Source organism: Mesorhizobium sp. FG116 (genome assembly GCF_057809835.1).
Window position 1 is genome coordinate 1 of the sequence record NZ_JBMDKS010000042.1, and the last position, 17,514, is coordinate 17,514.

Below are 17,514 nucleotides of genomic sequence, written 5' to 3' on the forward strand. Positions count from 1 at the left end.
GGATGTCATGCGGTTATCCGCCAGGACCTAATAGGGGGCTACACCAGGGACGGGCACCGCAAAGACCAATGAAGTTCCATGAAATCGGCCAACCATATCAGCGCTCGTAATCGTATGAGTGCAGGTTCGCACCATATGGACGACGACCATCTATCCCAATGAGATTTTGGGACGTTATTCCTTACTGAGTTCTCCTGATACGAAAGGCCGTCGCAGAACCGGATGGTCGAGCCTTGAGATCGGCTGCCCGCTTACACATCAAGCGATCTTATTTTCGTGTGGCGGCCTTCTTGCGGGCAGGCTTGGCCCGTGAGACGGGCGCGGCTTTGCGCCCAAGCCCCATGCTCTTGGCGAGCGCCGAACGTCGGGCTGCATAATTGGGAGCAACCATAGGATAGTCGGACGGCAAGTTCCACTTGGCGCGATATTCGTCAGGCGTCATGTTGTGGCTGGTCTGTAGATACCGCTTGAGCGACTTGAACTGCCGACCATCCTCAAGGCTGATGATATAGTCCGGCGTGACAGACTTCCTGATCGGCACTGCCGGCTTCTGCTTTTCTGCTGCGAGTTCTACGGAAATCCCAGCCGAACCCAAGGAAGACAGCGTTTGATGTATCTGCTGGATCAAAGCCGGCAGTTCGTTCGCAGGAACCGGGTTGTTGGCGACATAGGCCGAGACGACGTCTGCTGTCAGTTCGATAAACCCGGACTTGGTTTCTTGTTCTTCGGTCATGGAGGCCTCGCTGGAACAGGACGGCAGGGAGAGTGATATGATGTGTCAAGTATTGTCTGTTGATAGAATGATGTTGCGGACCATGCAATATGCAAGGGTGAAAGCTGATGGTTGGTCGATGGACAGAGAACGCCACTTGTCTGCCGGGATATTATAGGACGTCCCCGCTGATCAGCTACAGCGAACCGGCGGCGGATAAGGAGTTTGCCCGTAACGGAAGAGGAAATTGCCAAAAGAAGCGTCCGAAAAGCGAGGCAAAGTCAATGATGGAAGACAACCATCGGCGGAGCCATCAGCAAGGGCATTATGCGAAATCAACTATTCCGGCAATTGGCCCAGTCGCCAAAACGATCCGCGGCATGCATCTGTGAGAAATTAAACACTCGCGCCATCCTCCAAGAAAACCCGAGCCCCCAACCTTGATCGATAAGCAGCACTCTTGAACTCGTTGGAGCTCGAGAGGGCAATGGGTGGTCTGCGCCGCATCATTGTTATTTGGGGGAAGACTATCCGCTCAGTCGACAGAGTTCTGTCAACGAGGCAAGCTCTTGAAGTCGGTCAGATTGCCTGACGGACAAATCCGTGGAGAGGAATCAAATGAGCAAGTTCGAGGTCTACAAGGACAAGAAGGGCGAAACCAGGTTTCGCTACCGGGCAGCCAACGGAGAAATTGTCTTCAGTTCCGAAGGATACAAAGCCAAGGCGTCGGCGATGAAGGCGATTGCGTCGGTCAAGCAAAAAGCAGCCGACGCTCCTGTGGTGGAAGAAGCTCCACCCGCAAAAAAGGCTACCGCTACCAAGGCCGTAGCCTCCAGTTCCGGCAGCATTAAGAAAGCTCCGGCTGCAAAGTCAGCGGCGAAGCCAAAGTCGACCGTGGCAAAAGCGGCCCCTCAGAAGCCAAAAGCCACGAAGGCAGCGAAGAAGCCTTAGACGTCGTCCAAGGCTGGGTAATATCTTTTCTTGCCGACTCTGCGACGGTCAGCAACTGAATGTGGTTGACCAGATGTCAGCCCACTCGGCACCTGTTGTCTAAAGCTGATTGGACCATTCGGATTCGGCTTGTCAGATACATGGGACGCCGATGCATCGAATAAGGTACAAAAGAACTTCCTCATGTGGCGCACAGCATCAGCGGCGACATCTGAAGGAAGATTAGCTCTACATACCAGGCGTTGCGCCGGCAGGCTGGCTGACGTGACGACTACCTATGAGACGTCGGGATGGGGCAAACCCATCCGAACAACCCTGCCGCGTAAGCTTGTCATCCTCGCTCGTATCGAACGCTATTGGTCGAGGCTGAACCAATGCCTTGTGACTTTTCCATCGTCACCGGGGATATCGAAGTAATAGGGTTCGCTGCGGATTGGCCGCACCATGGAAACGCCGTCGCGGCAGCCGTCATCTTCGCGCAGGCGCACTCTGCATCTATCAGGAACCTTGATGCAAAGGTCTGGCTCGCTGCGACCACGATGATCGGATGCGCCATATCCGACCGACCATCCCTCGGGGCACTCCTTATAGTGTTCGTAGCCCGGCATCCCGGTTCCAGCCTCTGGACATCTCGGCCAATCGAAGCCCCAATGGCCCATTGCGGAAATCAACCGCATCATGGGCGGATGGCAGGCTGGCACCTCACGCCAGGACGGATTGGACGAGGCGGCGCACAAGAGAACTTCGCACCCCCATTCGCTGGCATGGAGATGGCCCGGAAACGAAGCACATCCACATGTGAGAATGGCAGCGCCGACGGCCATAGCTATTGCGTGCATTGTATACCTCCAGACAGACTATCGATCCATGCGTTGCGGCCGCTTTCGATTGTCTTCGAACAATGGTGAAATCTCGCTCTCGCGTTCGGCAAGCAGGTTGAAGTCCGCTATCGGTGAGCGCGAAAGGGTGGTGTCGACGGACTTGCGCCGCCATTCGTCCATGTCCAGCACATAAGTTCCCCAGATGCCGTAGCGGGCGCTCATCGCGTAGCGCTGCCATGCCAGATACCGGGAGGGGAAAGGGGAGGGCATTGTGGCCCTGGCCCAACCGACACGCAGCATTCCGATGGCGAGGTCGCGGCCGCCCGCCCTGCAGGCGCCCATAAAAATGCCCGACCCAGCACTGGAGGAAACCCTACAGTCTACCTGTCCAGATCCCACGATGCGCCGCAGCCAGGCTCTTGCCAGAGCGCCGCAAGGCACCGGCTTGAGGATCGAGGTGTCGCCGTGTTTCGATGCATCGAAAGCCCACTGGGCCACATCGCAGCTGTCAATACCAGCCAACCGGACTGCAATCCCATAATCGGGGAACCAGAGCGTGTGGCCGTCCAGCACAGAAACGCGCCCGCTTATGGTCTGTGCCGCACTGGCGGCGTGTGCCCGCTGCCCGGCTTTTCTTTCCACGTCCGGATTCGTCGCCAGATCAGCGGCAAAGGTCGGGCAAGGCACAAGGGCGCTGGTCTGGAAAAACAGGACAAGCCCTGCTGCGCGCAAGTCTTTCGCGAGCCGCATCGCCTGTTTTGCCGGCGGAAGAAGGTTCGCCGAACGGCTTTTCGTGCAAGCCTGCGGGGACCGAGTTGATCCAGGAAACGCGAGGGCAGACCTGGTCACGCCGGATCCTCTGGAAAACGACATGACAAATCTCATTGATGCTGGATCCTGCGGTCGGCCCACATGCCGTAGCCCTGGCGTCCGATCTTTTCCGCCTCGAGCAGGTCCTCGCGGGATGGCGAGCCATCGGTCTTTTTTGCAATGCGATGCGAGCCGATCGAGACCAGTTGCTCCTCGATCATGTTCACGGAATCGAGACTGCCGGGGAAATGATAGTAGCCATAGCAGGTCGCGTCCTGAATGGGCGCTGTCTGCTCGGTGAGAAAGGCTCTGCAAAAGATGACCTTCGCAGCTGTCACCGCCACCTCGAATTCCTGTCTGGCAAAGGCCGCGCAAGTCCCTGCGTAGGCCTCCCGGCGGTTCACCATGGCGCCATCGCAGGGTTCGATACCGAACAGATGCAATGAGACAGTTTCGTCGACACGAAAGTCGGTCGGGGAGGTGACCTGGTAGCCGGTTGCCGACACGTAGCCCTTGCGAGCTACCACTTTGCCTCCCGTATCATAGTATTCGACAACGAGAACCGTTTTTCCCGGAACCGCCAGCGAACGGACATACGCCTCATTCACAGCCTCCGCCGGCCAGGCCGGCGCAACAACCGCCACCGCGCCCGCGACCGTTGCCGCGATTATCCCCGCACGCCTCATTATGTTGCCTTTTTGTTTATTCCTATTACTACCATTCCAGAATTTTATAGCTTGACAGCCATCAACGATCAACTCATTTTCAAGCATATTGATTGGAATGAGTCTCCGCTACGAATGACAACAAACCTTTATCCGCGACGCCGGTCGACTATCTGCCGCCCGGCCGTCAATGCGCTCGTCCTGCTGACAGTCGGCCTTCCGTCACTCTACCAAAGTCCCTCATTGGCAGAAGAAAACGGGCCTATTCCAGCAAGATTTGGGCAATTCTTCGAAGAATCCGGTGCTGCGTCGACGGTATTCGCCTCCCTTGACCCAAAGCCGCCAGCCGAATACATCACAACGGCCACCGGCCAAATCCTTCCAAGCTTCGCGGCTGGATCCAGCCTCTCCATACCTGCAAAGAGGGAACCTTTCAGTTTCACAAAGGTGCAACATATTACCAATATGCTTGGTAACTCGAAGAGCGATAATATCCATCATATTGGTAACGTCTCATATGCAAGCCAGGGAGCCGCGCCATCCGCTCGGGGCGTCCAATGTGGCCCTTCCAGATTCACGCCTGATGCTATCCGCGCGCTTGTCGAAGCAGCGGCGAGAAGGCAGGGGATAGACGAGACCTTCGCCGTCGCTGTTGCGGCGGTCGAGAGCGATCTCGATCAGAACAGGAATTCGGCGGCCGGGGCGCTCGGGCCGATGCAACTGGTCCCTGCAACCGCCGCCCGCTTTGGCGTAGCGGAGCCGTGCGATTCCGCGGCCAATATCGATGCCGGCGTCCGTTATCTCGGCCTGCTACTCCAGGAGTTCCAGAACCCCATACTGGCTTTGGCTGCCTATAACGCCGGCGAGGACAGCATCTACAAGTATGGCGGCGTCCCGCCATTTCCTGAAACGATCGACTATATCGCCAAGGTAATCAACCACCAGCTTGGCATTCCGGCGCCGCACCACTGGGGCGCAGGCCAGCCAGCATCAAGACAAGGCGCTGCGCCTACTTTGAACGGCGGCGACAACGCGCCCGGAAAGACGCGGCAGTGGGTAGCCGGCGTCATGCAATTCTAAGGATTGACGACATGAAGAGAATCCGAGGGCGCATTTCATCACGAGCCTCGACACTCATCAAAAGATGCGTGCTGGTCTCTTTCATCTGTGCAGCGTTCCATCTTGGCAATGCCGACCTTGCGCTTGCGCAGAGTTCCGGTCCTTTCGCGCCCCTCGAGACAGCGGTGCAGATGATCGTCGATTTCATCACGGGCCCGTTCGGCAGATTGCTGGCGATCATCGCCGTCATCGGATTGGGGTTCCTGGCATTCGCAGGCCGGCTGTCCTGGTTTACCGCCGGCGCGGTCGTTCTCGGCATCGGGCTGGTTTTTGGAGCCCCGGCGATCGTCGACCAGATGATCTCGGCCGTCGGGAACTGAACCGTGCGTGACATAGCTGATGAAAAGCCGGTGCTGACGCCGCTGGTGATCGGGCTGACGCGCACTCCGATGATGTGGGGTGTTCCCCTTGTGGCGTTCTACCTCATCATCGGCGTCACCCTTGTCGTTTTTCTGGTGACGGTGAGCTTCTGGGCAGCCGTCATCGCGCCGGTGACCTACCTCACTCTCTTCGCCTTCTGCAGCCGCGACATCCGTATCCTTGATCTTGTTCAGGTTGCAGGGCGACGGACGCCACGGACGCAGAACCGGGTGTTCTGGCACACCAACTCCTATGGGCCGTGATCATGCAGAACATCATCGCCAATGAACTCGGTTTCGGACGCGAGGCGCGCCGAGACAGACCGATGGCACGTCATATTCCCTACCTGCGCCACGTATCGGAAACGGTCGTCGGACTGGAAAGTGGCGCGGTCCTGTCGGTGGTCAAGCTCGACGGGCTTTTCTTCCAAACCGAAGACCAGTCCGAGCTTAACATGCGCGCCAGCGTTCGCAACACGATGATCAGGGCGCTCGGTTCAAGCCGCTATTCGGTATGGTCGACGGTCGTACGCAAGGAAGTAAAGCCGTTGGTTGGCGGGGCTTTCTGCGAGCCGTTCTGCGAATTGCTCGACAAGCGCTACATGGCGAGCCTGCGAACCAGGCGCATGTTCGCCAACGAACTCTATCTGACCATTGTCCGCGCCGGCATGCGTGGCGCCCTTGGAGCCGCTGAAACCGTAGGGCACCTGTTTGCAAGATCCTTGCGCCCGCAAGGGCGCCAGCAAAGGCTGGCCGAGCAAATAAAAGAGCTGGAAGAAGCCACCGGCAACGTGGTGCGCGAACTCCGGCAATATGGCGCAAGGCAACTTGGGATCGTTCACCGCGACGGTGAACCCTATTCCGAGCCCTGCGAGTTCTTCAATAGCTTGCTGACTTGCGGCCTGGCTTCGCCGATGCGACTGCCCAGAATGGGTATCCGCAATTATGTCGGCACCTCGCGACTGCATTTTTCCAAACGCGTGATCCAGGCTCAAGGGTCGACCGCGGCCGACAACCGTTTCGGAGCAATGGTTTCAATCAAGGAATATCCACCTTTCTCCGGACCGGGAATGCTCGATGGGCTGCTGCAAGTAAACCACGAGTTTATCCTGACGCAGTCATTTACCCTTGCCGACAAACCGGTGGCTCAGGAGCGCATCTCACGGCTGCAGCGCCAGATCGGGGCTTCCGACGAATCCGGCAGTGCGGTTGAGACCGACATCGATTTCGCCTTGAACACCCTCCTCAACCAGGAAGCGGTTTTTGGCTACCATCATTTCAGTCTTCTGTGCCTGTCACGCGATCTGGCCGGGGTCGACAAGGCGGTATCGGAACTTGGCTCCTGTCTCACCGACATGAACATCACCTGGTTGCGGGAGGACCTCAACCTGGAGGCTTCGTTCTGGGCCCAGCTCCCCGGCAACCATGCCTACATCGCCCGTTCCGCGATGCTGTCGAGCGCCAATTTCTCGGGCTTTTCCTCCATGCACAATTTCGCGACCGGCCAGGTGACGGGCGTGCACTGGGGCTTGCCGATCTCGGTCCTGGAGACCACCTCTCAGACCCCTTATCATTTCAACTTCCACCAGCGCGACATTGGCCACTTCCTCGTCACGGGTCCAACCGGTTCGGGCAAGACGGTCGCGCTTACTTTCCTGCTTGCACAAGCGTTCCGCGTGCGACCTGAACCACGGGCAGTGTTCTTCGACAAGGACCGTGGCGCGGAGATATTCATAAGGGCTGTAGGTGGCGCTTACGAGATCCTCCAGCCGGGCGCACCCACTGGATTCAATCCCTTGCAGCTTGAAGATACTCCCGCAAATCGGGATTTCCTGTTGCGGCTGTTGAAAGCCATGCTCCGGCCTGCCAGTGGCGGCGGCTTCGACAGGCGCGAGGAAGAGACGCTGGAACGCGCCATCGGCCGCATTTGCCAGGAACCTGTCGGCCAGCGAACGCTTGCCAACCTTTCGGGGCTGCTGATGGGACGCGCGCGCGCCGACGCCAATGATCTCCAGTCGCGCCTCAGGCCCTGGTACGAGGGCGAGCGGGCGTGGGTTTTCAATGCCCCACAGGACGTCCTGTCATTTTCGGGGCGGCGCATCTTTGGCTTCGACATGACGCACATCCTGGACAGCGAGGAAGTGCGCACCCCGGCTCTGATGTATCTCTACCACCGCCTGGAAGAGTTGTTCACGGGTGAGCCGGTCCTGATCTTCATGGACGAAGGCTGGAAGCTTTTGCAAGATCAGACGTTTTCGACCTTCATCGTCGACAAGATGAAGACGATCCGCAAATTGAACGGGATTGTCGGGTTTGGGACCCAGTCTGCCGCCGACATCGCCGGCGCGCCGCAATCGCATACATTGATCGAGCAGTCGGCGACCAACCTTCACTTTCCCAATCCTCGCGCCGACGAGGAAAGCTACATGCAGCGGTTCGGCTTGACCGCGAAGGAATACGCCTTCATCCGCAACACGCCGCCGGAGCGGCACAGCTTCCTGATCCAACACGGCGCCGATTCCGTCATCGCCAGGCTCGACCTTTCGGCAATGCCGGACATTGTCAAGGTTCTCTCCGGGCGCAAGGAAACGATCGAGGCCTGCGCAGTCTTGCGCGCTCGGTTGGGGGAGGACCCTGCTGTTTGGCTTCCGGAATTCTGCGGCTGGGAGCCAGCCACATGACCAGGCGCTTTTCCGTGCTGCTTGCCCTGTTGTCCGGGCCTGCATTCGCGGACATCCCCACCATTGATCGGACCGAGCTGGCGCCATTCCAGGAGCGCGCGCAAGCGACCTTGGACATTCACGCCACAGATAGCAGCCGTCAGATGAAGGGTGAGGCGATCACCTGCTCGATCTATCGGCCGGGACCTAAAAACGATCCTGTTTCAGCGGCGCAAGCCAACTCCACCATCGCCAACCTCGTCCGCCGGGTCGCGCGTGAAGAGCGGGTCGACGAAAACGAGTTCCTGGCGCTGGTTTATCAGGAGAGCCGTTTCAATCCATGTGCGAAGTCGAGCGCTGGGGCGATCGGGCTTGCGCAGCTGATGCCTGAGACAGCGAGGGATCTGGGTGTCAATCCGTATGATGTGGAACAGAACCTCCGCGGAGGCGCACGCTTTTATCGGCAACAGCTGGAGTATTTTGGCGGCAACGTTTCCCTTGCTCTGGCCGCTTACAACTCCGGCCCGGGCAACGTGCAGAAATATGGCGGCATTCCCCCGTTTCGGGAGACGCAGGGATATGTCGCCGCCATTACCAACAAGTGGCTTCCGGCGTTGGGCGGTTCCCACGGTTCAAGCATGCCTGTCGGCTACGGCGGCCAAACAACGGCTTTTGAAGCCGCCCGCACCAGCACCCTCAATGCAATGGGCATGACAACCTCGATAGCGGAGGGCTCGGCAGATGTCGCCTCCTGGCTCGCACAACTTGCCAGCATGTCCCCGGCCACGATCCAGGACAGTTGGGATCACAACAGCGGCGTCCGCAACGCGAATATCGAACTGCTCGAACAGTTGCTTCAGCTGGGCTCGGCCTTCGCCGAGCTCGCAAACACGGGCAACGCGATGACGCTAAGCGACATGTCCGGAACGAGCCGTTCCAGTCACTACGAGACGTCCGGATCCGCCGACGGTCGTCAACCCCTCGAACCGTGCGCACCTCAACGGGCTGTCGCTTCGGACGAACGACACCAGGCCTGCATCCAGAAGATCGACCTTCAAGCTGGATTGCAGCTCATTCCGGATTGAAGGGGATCTGCATGAAAAAACGTCTACTGGCACTTTGTGCTGCAACAGTCACCATGGCCTTGCCGGCCGCTGCCGACATTCCAGTTATCGACAAGACCAACTACGCCGTGGCGCGAAAAACGGCAGAAACGACGGAAAAAATCCTCAATACAAACAAGGACATCCTGCAAACTGTAGAAAAGACACTGGAAGCCGTCACCGGCGATCGGGGGAGCGAAGCCGGAAAGCTCGACAACCTCGCAATCGGAAATGGCTTCAGTGTATCGAGCGTACCCGGTCTCGATACATTGCTGAAGGGCGGAGTGGCGGATTTCGGGACCATGAGCCCTGAAGTTGCCCGAGCCGCCGCTGCTTTCATAAACGGCCTTCATCTCGTTCAGTCGCTCTCAGGCAAACAAGACAGTTCACTTGCGAGCGACCGCTCCTACGAGGAGTTGATGAAGACCGTGCTCGGTGTGTCCGCAGTGATCACAGGGGCGGGGCAGGCACTACGAACGCGGCGCTCGGCTCTCGAAAGCGCCGGCCACGAGATCGGTCAGGCACAGGACATAAAGGGCTCGATCGATCAGAACACGCAACTTCAGGTCCAAACAGGTCTGACTCTCAACGAAATGATCGGCGTCCTCAATGCTGGCGTGCAGTCCCTGCATGCGGAAAACCAGCGCAAGCTCACCGACATCTCCAACACACGCAAGGCTTTGCAATACGAATGATCGATCTCCGCTTCTCATATGCGGCTATTTTCGTCCTGGCATTCTCGCTTTGCGCTTGCGCAGTGCCGAAAGAAAAGACTGCGCCGTGCAAGAGGCCGGCAAACCTGACGAGCTACGCGCCCGCGCCTTCATCCGGGTGTGGACCGCTGTCGCCGGTAAATCCCGATCGGAAAGCAGTCCTGGCTGCAATCGACGCTCTCCAATCACCAATGCAACAGGGGCAGGCAAGTGAATGATTTCATAGGAGAATTGCTTGAGCGCATCGACGCATCGGGCGAGCACTTCTCTCACAGCGCCTTCGAGACGCTGTGCCAGGACATTGCCCCGTTGCTGCGCGCGCTCTTTATTCTTGCCGTTCTCTTCTATGGAATCCAGCTCATCCTGGGTTCAACCCGGCTCAAGGTCGCAGAGATCGTGGCCCGTCTCACGCGCATACTCGTCATCCTCATCCTCGCAGGTTCATGGGGCAGCTTCGACGCGCTCGTCTACCAATGGGTGACGAATGTCCCCGAAGCTGCAGGCCGGGCAATCCTTGCAGCTTCCGGAACCGGCATAGTCGAGCCGACCAACGGCCTGTCGCAAATATGGAAGACAGCCAACATCGCAGCTTCGGCGTTTTCCGAGCAAGCAGGCTACCTGTCAGTATTACCTGCGCTGATCGGCATGATCATCATGGTCTTCGCGGGCCTGTTTGTGGCGATCGCCCTCGGCATCCTGGTGCTTGCGAAGGTGCTTCTGTGGGTTTTGCTCGGAACAGCTCCGATCTTCATCTCGTGCATGTTCTTCAACGTCACCCGGCCTTTTGCGATCGGCTGGTTTAACCAGTCCCTGCTCTATGCCCTTATTCCGTTGTTCGTCTACGTGATCGCCGCTTTCCTGATCGCGGCGATGCAACCGGAATTGACGAAGATCGACGAGATGTCAGGCAACCGCGAACTGAAGTTGAGTGACCTCGCCGCTTTCATTATGCTTTGCATCGCCGGCAGCTTTGTCCTGTTCCAGGTCCAGTCGCTCGCGCAAGGGATAGCGGGCGGCCTCGCTATTCCGGTTGGAGCACGCTCCCGCAATCTGACCGCGACAGGCATTGTCTGGGGCCGCGCCGGCCTCGGACACACTGCGGCACAAAGCCAGGCAGCTATCCAACGTGTCCAGGCGCGGCTGCGGCCCGCGCAATCGTCGACCGGCCTTGCAATGCAGCGATCGATCCTTCGCAACGCGAACGCGACGGCGGCGTAAGAAGCCGGTAACGACAGCAAGCAATCGGGCAATCCATGATTAAAAGTACACAGCGGGCGCTCACTTCCTATTTCCAGGAGGGGGACGTCTGGGAACACGAAATAATCAAACGGGCCAATCGATCCGCCCGTGTGGCTTGGTCTGCAGCGCTTGTCCTTGCTGGGCTTGCAGCGCTTGCATTACTGGCCATCGTACTCCTGCTGCCTCTGAAGAGCTTCGAACCCTACATCGTTACCGTGGACCGGACCACCGGCTATATCGAGGTCCAGTCCGGTTTGACGAGGCCGTCCAAATTGACGGAGCAGCTGGCTGTCACCCAAGCCAATGTCGTGCGCTATATTCGCAGTCGGGAAGGCTATGATCCCAATGCGATCAAGGAAAGTTTCGGCATTGCCGCACTCTTGTCCACCGGCGGAGCGGCGCGCGAGTTGCAAGCGCTGTTCAGTTCGGCAAACCCTGAAAATCCCGCCAAGCTCTATGGTCGCCTGAAACACGTTCTCGTCGACGTGAAGGCTGTTACATTTCCGAACCCAAGCACAGCAATTGTTCGCTTTTCGACCACCGAGAAGAGCGAAACCGACACCGTTGTGCGTCACTGGATTTCTGTCGTCCGGTTTCGATACACCGACACCCCCATGCGCAATGAATGGCGTTTCGAGAACCCTTTGGGCTTCCAGGTCTATTCCTATCGCCGCGATCAGGAGAGCGTTGCGGAGCAGGGACAATGAACAGGCTGTCGTTCACTATGGCCCTCATTGGACTGGTTGCTGTTTCTCCATGGGCGCACAGCGCCCAGACTCCCAAGGCAGGCTCGCTGGACAAGCGGGTCACCAGCGTTACCTACCAGGAAAACAATGTCGTCCAGGTCTTCGCCACTTATGGCATCTCGACCATGGTTGTCTTCGACGAGGACGAGAAATTCGAGACCATCTCGCTTGGCGACACGGACAGTTGGCAGGTTGTCCCGGCTGACAAGGGCAATATTCTCTTCATCAAGCCGACCGCACGCAACGTGGCGACGAACATGAACGTCGTGACGACGCAACGCATCTACTATCTGGAACTGCGTGATTTCGCTCCCGAAGACGAACACAAGGTGTTCGGCATACGTTTTGTCTATCCGGAGAAACGTCTCAACGCCGCCTTGCGTGGGCAAGCCGAACAACGCGCGGCATGGCCAAACATCTCTGGCATCGACAAGTCGAACGTGAACCTGGCTTACTCGTTTTCAGGAGATACCGGATTGAAACCTCTCATGGTTTTTGACGACGGCAAGAAAACCTTCTTCAAATTCGGCGCCAAGGTTCCAGCGATCTTTGCCGTCGATCCGGACTTTTCCGAAACACTTGTCAACTTTCGCAGGGAAGGGGACTTCGTCGTCATCGATGGCAGCGCACTCCAGTTCACGCTACGCGACGGAAATCGATGGACCTGTGTATTCAACCTGCGTGCGCCGGCTTTTGGTGCGCCTCGGTCCGATCCTTCGGGACCTTTGGCAGAGACAAATGCGACGCTTCGGAATAGGAGCGGGAATTGAGCCAGCGAGCCTTGGAACTTGAGGCGCTCCTGCAGGCCGATCTCCCTGAAGTCGCCGATCGTTCAATACGCCGCAGGCAGTTGCTGGGTGGCATGCTGGCCATCCTGGTCGGGCTTGTGGCCGGCTATTTCATGCTGGCAGGTAAGGAAGAGCCCGCGAGCGACATGATGACTGGCGAGGAAGAATTCAAAACGACCGTCTTTCGCCCGCCCTCGTTTATGAACGACGATGGCGCAAAAGCCCCTATGGCATCTCCCGCGGTAATCAACCTGCCGCCGCCTGCTCCAGTCCGGGACAAGGTTGATACCACCCAGTTTCAGGTTCCGCCTCCTCCAGCGGCGGCAAACGCGCCGTCGCCTCCTGCTGCGGTTACTTCCCCGGAAGCCGAATTTCCGGACCGCTATCGCTCTACGATGATCGTGTTTGACCAGACCGCGGAAGCGAATGCCGCGCAAAGCTTACAAGGCGGGGAGCAGGCCGAGGGATCGGCGGTTGCCGGTGAAGATCGCGCAAGCAGGTTTCTGTCGAGCGCTTCGAACCTCGGTGACCATTCAGCCAAGGCAAAAAAGCTGGGGCGCATTGACGCCCTCGTGCCGGAAGGAACACTGATACCGGGTATCCTCGAAACCGCCATCGTGAGTGATCTGCCGGGACAGGTTCGCGCCGTCGTCTCGTCGGACGTCTATTCGCTTGATGGCCGCCGGATCCTCATCCCGTCCGGGACGCGGCTCGTGGGCGAATATCAATCGGAAATCATGCAGGGCCAGAGCCGGGTTTTCGTGGTCTGGACGCGCCTCCTGCGGGATGATGGCGTAACGGTGCGGCTGAATTCCATAGGTGCTGACAGTCTCGGGCGAGCAGGCTTGATCGGTGAGGTCGACAAGAAGTTCCGTGAGCGTTTTGGAGCCGCGATCCTGCTTTCCATCGTTGGTGGCGGTTCAAGTTACCTGGCAGGCGGAGGAAGTCGTGCGGCGATAGGCAACGACACGGGCCAGCCGGAGGACGTTGCTCGCGCGACAATCGCGCAGACCTTCTCGGACATGGCCAACCGGACTTTAAGCGAAAGCCTGAAGATTCCACCTACGATACGCATCAGCCAAGGTGAACGCTTGTTCGTGTTCGTCCGTCAGGATCTCGACTTTTCCGTTGTGTACGACGATCCGGTTACCGAAGCTCTGAAGGATATTCGTCGTGAGCGTGGCTTCGACTGATTTCCATTGGGGAGATGAATACTACTTTCTCAACCGGGCGTTAGCGCCGCTGAGGGCGTTTCTTGACGATCCGGAAGTGGTCGAGATCTCGGTAAATCGACCGGGGGTGGTCTACGTCGAGCGACTTGGCGCAGAGCAGATGGAACTGCATCGGCTTGACCAACTCACAAGCGCTGAAATCGTAAATCTCGGAGAGCGCGTGGCCGCGGCGAGCAATCAGTTTATCAGCGTGGAAAGTCCTTTGCTGAGCGCAAACCTGCCTTCAGGTGAACGCATCCAGATCGTTCTTCCGCCAGCCGCATCCGACGGCGGCGCTATCTCGATCCGCAAGCAGATTGTCAGCAACTTTTCCCTGGAAGACTACCGGGACAAAGATGCCCTTAAGGGCGCTGCCATTGCGCTGGGTGGCCTGAGTGAAACCGACCGCGCCCTGATCTGCCTTCTTCGCGAGGGAGATATTTACGGCTTCATTCGCACCGCTGTCGCAAGGCGCGTGTCAATTCTCATCAGCGGGGGAACATCGACCGGCAAGACGACCTTTCTCAACGCCTGTCTGAAATCGGCCAGTTTGCAAGACCGCATCATAACGCTTGAAGACACCAGAGAGTTGTTCCCGCCGCAACCTAACGTCGTGCACCTCATCGCATCACGCGGCAGCCAGGGCACAGCTGACGTTACAATCCAGTCCTTGTTGGAGGCGTCGTTGCGAATGCGCCCCGATCGGCTCTTCGTGGGAGAAGTCAGAGGCTCGGAAGCCTTTGCTTTCCTGCGAGCGATCAATACGGGCCATCCTGGTTCGATGTCCACGGTCCATGCCGATACCCCGTTGGGAGCTTACGAGCAGCTTGCAATGATGGTCATGCAAGCGGGTCTATCGGCTGCCTATCCGAAGGTCGACCTGATCTCATATATCCAAAACGTGATCCCGATCGTGATCCAGTTGGTGCGGGAAGGCGGCCGCCGCCGCGTTTCTGAAATCTTCTTCGCGCGTGATCCGGGAAATTCGTGAGTGGCCCATTGCGATTCTGCTACGTGATTTTCAGCCTTGCGATTGGCGGGGTTATCTGGGCCCTTTCCTACGGGTTTGCGCTGCAAGCCCTTTACGGCGATGGTCGCATATTGCGAGTAACCATTACGAAAAACCCATTTGCGCCCTTCTTGCAACTGGCCGCTTATTCAGACAGCCCCGTGCTTCGAACCATTGCGCTTGGCGCAGTTCTTCCCGCCTTATTGGGAGCAGGCGCGGTCGCCTACGCCGGCCTTCACTCGCAATCGACTCCTTTAGGTGATGCGCACTTCCAGGATGCGCAGTCGTTGCGGCGAGGGAAATGGTTTCAGAGGAGGGGGCATGTTCTTGGGCGCTTTGGACACCGGATCCTGCGAACCGATGATGATCGGCATCATCTGGTGATAGGACCGACACGATCAGGCAAAGGCGTCGGCTATGTCATCCCCAATGCATTGATGCATCAAGGCTCGATGATCGTCACCGATCTGAAGGGCGAGATATTCCGCAGTACCGCAGGCTATCGGAAATCCCAAGGCAATCAGGTCTTTCTGTTTGCACCGGGATCAGACCGCACTCACCGTTACAACCCGCTGGATTTCATACGACCAGATCGTGGCGACCGGACAACCGATATCCAGAACATCGCGAGCCTCCTAATCCCAGAGCATGTAGGCTCGGAAAACGCGATCTGGCAGGCAACTGCGCAGCAGGTGATGGCAGGCGTAATCAGTTACGTTACCGAGAGTATTTGCTACGAAGGGCGGCGCAATCTCGCCGGAGTTACATCCTTCTTCAACAGCGGTACGAACCTCCAGACGCTCATGGCAACCATCAGGGACCAAGAGCCTTCTTTGTCACGCTTCACGGTGCAGAGCTTCAATTCCTATCTGGCGCTTTCAGAGCGCACCGCCGCCTCGGCATTGCTGGACGTGCAGAAGGCGTTGCAGCCGTTTCGCAACGAAAGGATTGCAGCCGCGACCAGTGTTACAGACATGGATTTTCGTGCCATGCGTTACCGGCCGGTTTCCGTCTATCTCGCCCCAAATGTAACCGACATCGTCCTCCTCAAACCTCTAATCTCGCTGTTTATCCAGCAGGCATTGGACACATTCATGCTCGAAGATGTGTCAGGTACCGTGCCGGTGTATTTTCTCCTGGATGAGTTTCGCCAACTCAAGAAGATGAGCGAAATCACCACCAAGTTGCCTTATGTGGCCGGCTACGGAATCAAGATGGCCTTTATCATCCAGGACTTGAAGGCCCTCGACGAAATCTATGGCGAAACCCCACGCCATTCGCTCATGGGAAACTGTGCCTACCAGTTGGCCTTTGGTGCAAACGATCCCGTGACTGCGGAGAGCATCTCCCGCGGCTTGGGCAAACGCACCGTTCGCTACACCACCGAATCGCGCACTCTTGAACTCATGGGCATGCACCGGCGAACGACAGTGGAGCATGTGGCCGAGCGTGATCTGATGATGCCGCAAGAGGTTCGCAGAATGCCGTCGCACAAGATGGTCATCCTTCCGGAAGGGCAGGGACCAATCTTGGCTGACAAACTCCGATTTTATACGACTGCCGAGTTCAGCGACCCTGAAAAACTTTCGAGGAGCAATATCCCCTTTCCACCAACCATTGAGTTTCTTCCAGAAGTTGGCATTCCTGCAATTTCAATCGCAATCAAAGGGATGGGCAAGGACAACAGCGAAGACAAGCCCAAGTTGGCAAGCGCCTGCGCCTCGCCGGCCAACCTGCCGGATTTGCTTAAACCTGATACGCATCAACAGGTTCCAAGGGTGGCCTCTGGACCGGACACGGCGTCAGGGATGCCGGTTTCAATCGAAACCCGGTTCGAGAAAGCTTCCCGAACACTTCAGAAATTGGTTCGTGACAAGACGATGTCCCACAAGTCCGATGCGCATTCTGAATTTTTGTCCGCTGTTTTGGATACGATCACCCCAGAAGCTGCCGACGGTAGGGCGGATGAACAATGACCCACCGCGATCAGCCGTTCAGGGCACAAGGCGAACGCCGTCTGCTACACGTACGCGCGAATTCAACGTAGCGCCAATCACCCAGATGCGGGTCTGCACAGGGGCACCAAAGCGCGAAATCCAGATGCCGGCCTCGGTCATCCATTGCCGCAGCGTCTCCTTGGCAACAGAGATCCGGTGCAGCTCAATCAGCTTCTCATGCGCCAGGGTTGGCCCGAAATCGAGATAGTGTTCCCGAACCAACTGAACCGCCAGTTCGCCGACGCCAGCGACATATCGATGGTTCGACGGTCGTCCTCGAGCCTTGTGACGAAGTGCTGCGGCGCCTTCGGCCCGGAACGCCTTCAGCAGACGTTGGACCTGGCGGGTCGTCATATCCAGCACATGCGCTGCCGAGACAACCGTCATACGCCGCTCCAAAACCTTCGACAGCACCTCGATGCGTTGCAGCTCGCGCTCGCTCATCACGATCAGTCCCAATCTGCTGTCTCCCACGCTGTCGAGGTGGGCAGGGACACTGACACCCGGGCAGCTAGAGCGACATTCCTACTTTGCAGAAACAGGACATTTTAACTTTGCGCTGTGAGTTCTCGCTGAAGTGCGACCGGCAGCCTGGCGAAGCTAACGCGATC

General features: G+C 57.8%; 16 protein-coding genes and 2 pseudogenes. 13 read left to right on the forward strand and 5 right to left on the reverse strand.

Annotation, left to right across the window (positions count from 1 at the left end):
- Positions 1 to 268: 268 nt before the first annotated feature.
- Positions 269 to 733: a Ros/MucR family transcriptional regulator gene (locus tag ACODTY_RS22040; protein ID WP_488996325.1), complete on the reverse strand. Its 465-nt coding sequence runs from the start codon at positions 731 to 733 to the stop codon at positions 269 to 271.
- A 597-nt stretch (positions 734 to 1,330) separates the two neighbouring features.
- On the opposite strand from ACODTY_RS22040, the pseudogene ACODTY_RS22045 reads away from it, so the two are divergent.
- A pseudogene (locus ACODTY_RS22045) lies at positions 1,331 to 1,501 on the forward strand (YegP family protein); the annotation flags it as partial.
- 515 nt (positions 1,502 to 2,016) lie between these two features.
- Here ACODTY_RS22045 and ACODTY_RS22050 read toward each other — a convergent pair.
- The 3 genes from ACODTY_RS22050 to ACODTY_RS22060 all read right to left on the reverse strand — a co-directional run bounded on the left by ACODTY_RS22050 (position 2,017) and on the right by ACODTY_RS22060 (position 3,980).
- Complete coding sequence (locus ACODTY_RS22050) at positions 2,017 to 2,271, reverse strand: hypothetical protein (RefSeq protein WP_488996326.1); 255 nt, start codon at positions 2,269 to 2,271, stop codon at positions 2,017 to 2,019.
- A gap of 249 nt (positions 2,272 to 2,520) precedes the next feature.
- Positions 2,521 to 3,234: a thermonuclease family protein gene (locus ACODTY_RS22055; RefSeq protein ID WP_488996327.1), complete on the reverse strand. Its 714-nt coding sequence runs from the start codon at positions 3,232 to 3,234 to the stop codon at positions 2,521 to 2,523.
- Between the two features lie 131 nt (positions 3,235 to 3,365).
- Positions 3,366 to 3,980, reverse strand: coding sequence for a hypothetical protein (locus ACODTY_RS22060; protein ID WP_488996339.1), 615 nt, complete (start codon positions 3,978 to 3,980; stop codon positions 3,366 to 3,368).
- Between the two features lie 51 nt (positions 3,981 to 4,031).
- Here ACODTY_RS22060 and ACODTY_RS22065 point away from each other — a divergent pair, with 51 nt between their 5' ends.
- The 12 genes from ACODTY_RS22065 to ACODTY_RS22120 all read left to right on the forward strand — a co-directional run bounded on the left by ACODTY_RS22065 (position 4,032) and on the right by ACODTY_RS22120 (position 16,882).
- Positions 4,032 to 5,039: a lytic transglycosylase domain-containing protein gene (locus ACODTY_RS22065; protein WP_488996328.1), complete on the forward strand. Its 1,008-nt coding sequence runs from the start codon at positions 4,032 to 4,034 to the stop codon at positions 5,037 to 5,039.
- Between the two features lie 11 nt (positions 5,040 to 5,050).
- Positions 5,051 to 5,398 carry a TrbC/VirB2 family type IV secretion system protein gene (locus tag ACODTY_RS22070; protein ID WP_488996329.1) on the forward strand — a complete coding sequence of 116 codons (348 nt, stop codon included), beginning with the start codon at positions 5,051 to 5,053 and terminating at the stop codon, positions 5,396 to 5,398.
- 3 nt (positions 5,399 to 5,401) lie between these two features.
- Positions 5,402 to 5,701, forward strand: coding sequence for a VirB3 family type IV secretion system protein (locus ACODTY_RS22075; RefSeq protein WP_488996330.1), 300 nt, complete (start codon positions 5,402 to 5,404; stop codon positions 5,699 to 5,701).
- Between the two features lie 2 nt (positions 5,702 to 5,703).
- On the forward strand, positions 5,704 to 8,118 hold the full coding sequence (locus ACODTY_RS22080; RefSeq protein ID WP_488996331.1) for a VirB4 family type IV secretion/conjugal transfer ATPase: 2,415 nt from the start codon (positions 5,704 to 5,706) through the stop codon (positions 8,116 to 8,118).
- A complete protein-coding gene (locus ACODTY_RS22085) occupies positions 8,115 to 9,182 on the forward strand; it encodes a lytic transglycosylase domain-containing protein (RefSeq protein ID WP_488996332.1) in 1,068 nt (355 codons plus the stop codon). Before ACODTY_RS22080 ends, ACODTY_RS22085 begins: the two co-directional genes overlap by 4 nt.
- A gap of 11 nt (positions 9,183 to 9,193) precedes the next feature.
- Positions 9,194 to 9,895: a type IV secretion system protein gene (locus ACODTY_RS22090; protein ID WP_488996340.1), complete on the forward strand. Its 702-nt coding sequence runs from the start codon at positions 9,194 to 9,196 to the stop codon at positions 9,893 to 9,895.
- Positions 9,896 to 10,123: 228 nt separating this feature from the next.
- Positions 10,124 to 11,131: a TrbL/VirB6 family protein gene (locus ACODTY_RS22095; RefSeq protein ID WP_488996333.1), complete on the forward strand. Its 1,008-nt coding sequence runs from the start codon at positions 10,124 to 10,126 to the stop codon at positions 11,129 to 11,131.
- Positions 11,132 to 11,166: 35 nt separating this feature from the next.
- Positions 11,167 to 11,859, forward strand: a complete 693-nt coding sequence (locus ACODTY_RS22100) for a VirB8 family type IV secretion system protein (RefSeq protein WP_488996334.1) — start codon at positions 11,167 to 11,169, stop codon at positions 11,857 to 11,859.
- Positions 11,856 to 12,668: a TrbG/VirB9 family P-type conjugative transfer protein gene (locus ACODTY_RS22105; protein WP_488996335.1), complete on the forward strand. Its 813-nt coding sequence runs from the start codon at positions 11,856 to 11,858 to the stop codon at positions 12,666 to 12,668. Before ACODTY_RS22100 ends, ACODTY_RS22105 begins: the two co-directional genes overlap by 4 nt.
- Positions 12,665 to 13,879: a type IV secretion system protein VirB10 gene (virB10, locus tag ACODTY_RS22110; protein WP_488996336.1), complete on the forward strand. Its 1,215-nt coding sequence runs from the start codon at positions 12,665 to 12,667 to the stop codon at positions 13,877 to 13,879. The genes ACODTY_RS22105 and virB10 overlap by 4 nt, the downstream gene beginning before the upstream one ends.
- Positions 13,860 to 14,888: a P-type DNA transfer ATPase VirB11 gene (gene virB11 / locus ACODTY_RS22115; RefSeq protein ID WP_488996337.1), complete on the forward strand. Its 1,029-nt coding sequence runs from the start codon at positions 13,860 to 13,862 to the stop codon at positions 14,886 to 14,888. The genes virB10 and virB11 overlap by 20 nt, the downstream gene beginning before the upstream one ends.
- Positions 14,885 to 16,882, forward strand: coding sequence for a type IV secretory system conjugative DNA transfer family protein (locus ACODTY_RS22120; RefSeq protein WP_488996338.1), 1,998 nt, complete (start codon positions 14,885 to 14,887; stop codon positions 16,880 to 16,882). Before virB11 ends, ACODTY_RS22120 begins: the two co-directional genes overlap by 4 nt.
- Positions 16,883 to 16,996: 114 nt before the next feature.
- Here the strand turns inward: ACODTY_RS22120 and ACODTY_RS22125 are convergent.
- Positions 16,997 to 17,362: pseudogene (locus ACODTY_RS22125) on the reverse strand (helix-turn-helix domain-containing protein); the annotation flags it as partial.
- Positions 17,363 to 17,514: the final 152 nt, after the last annotated feature.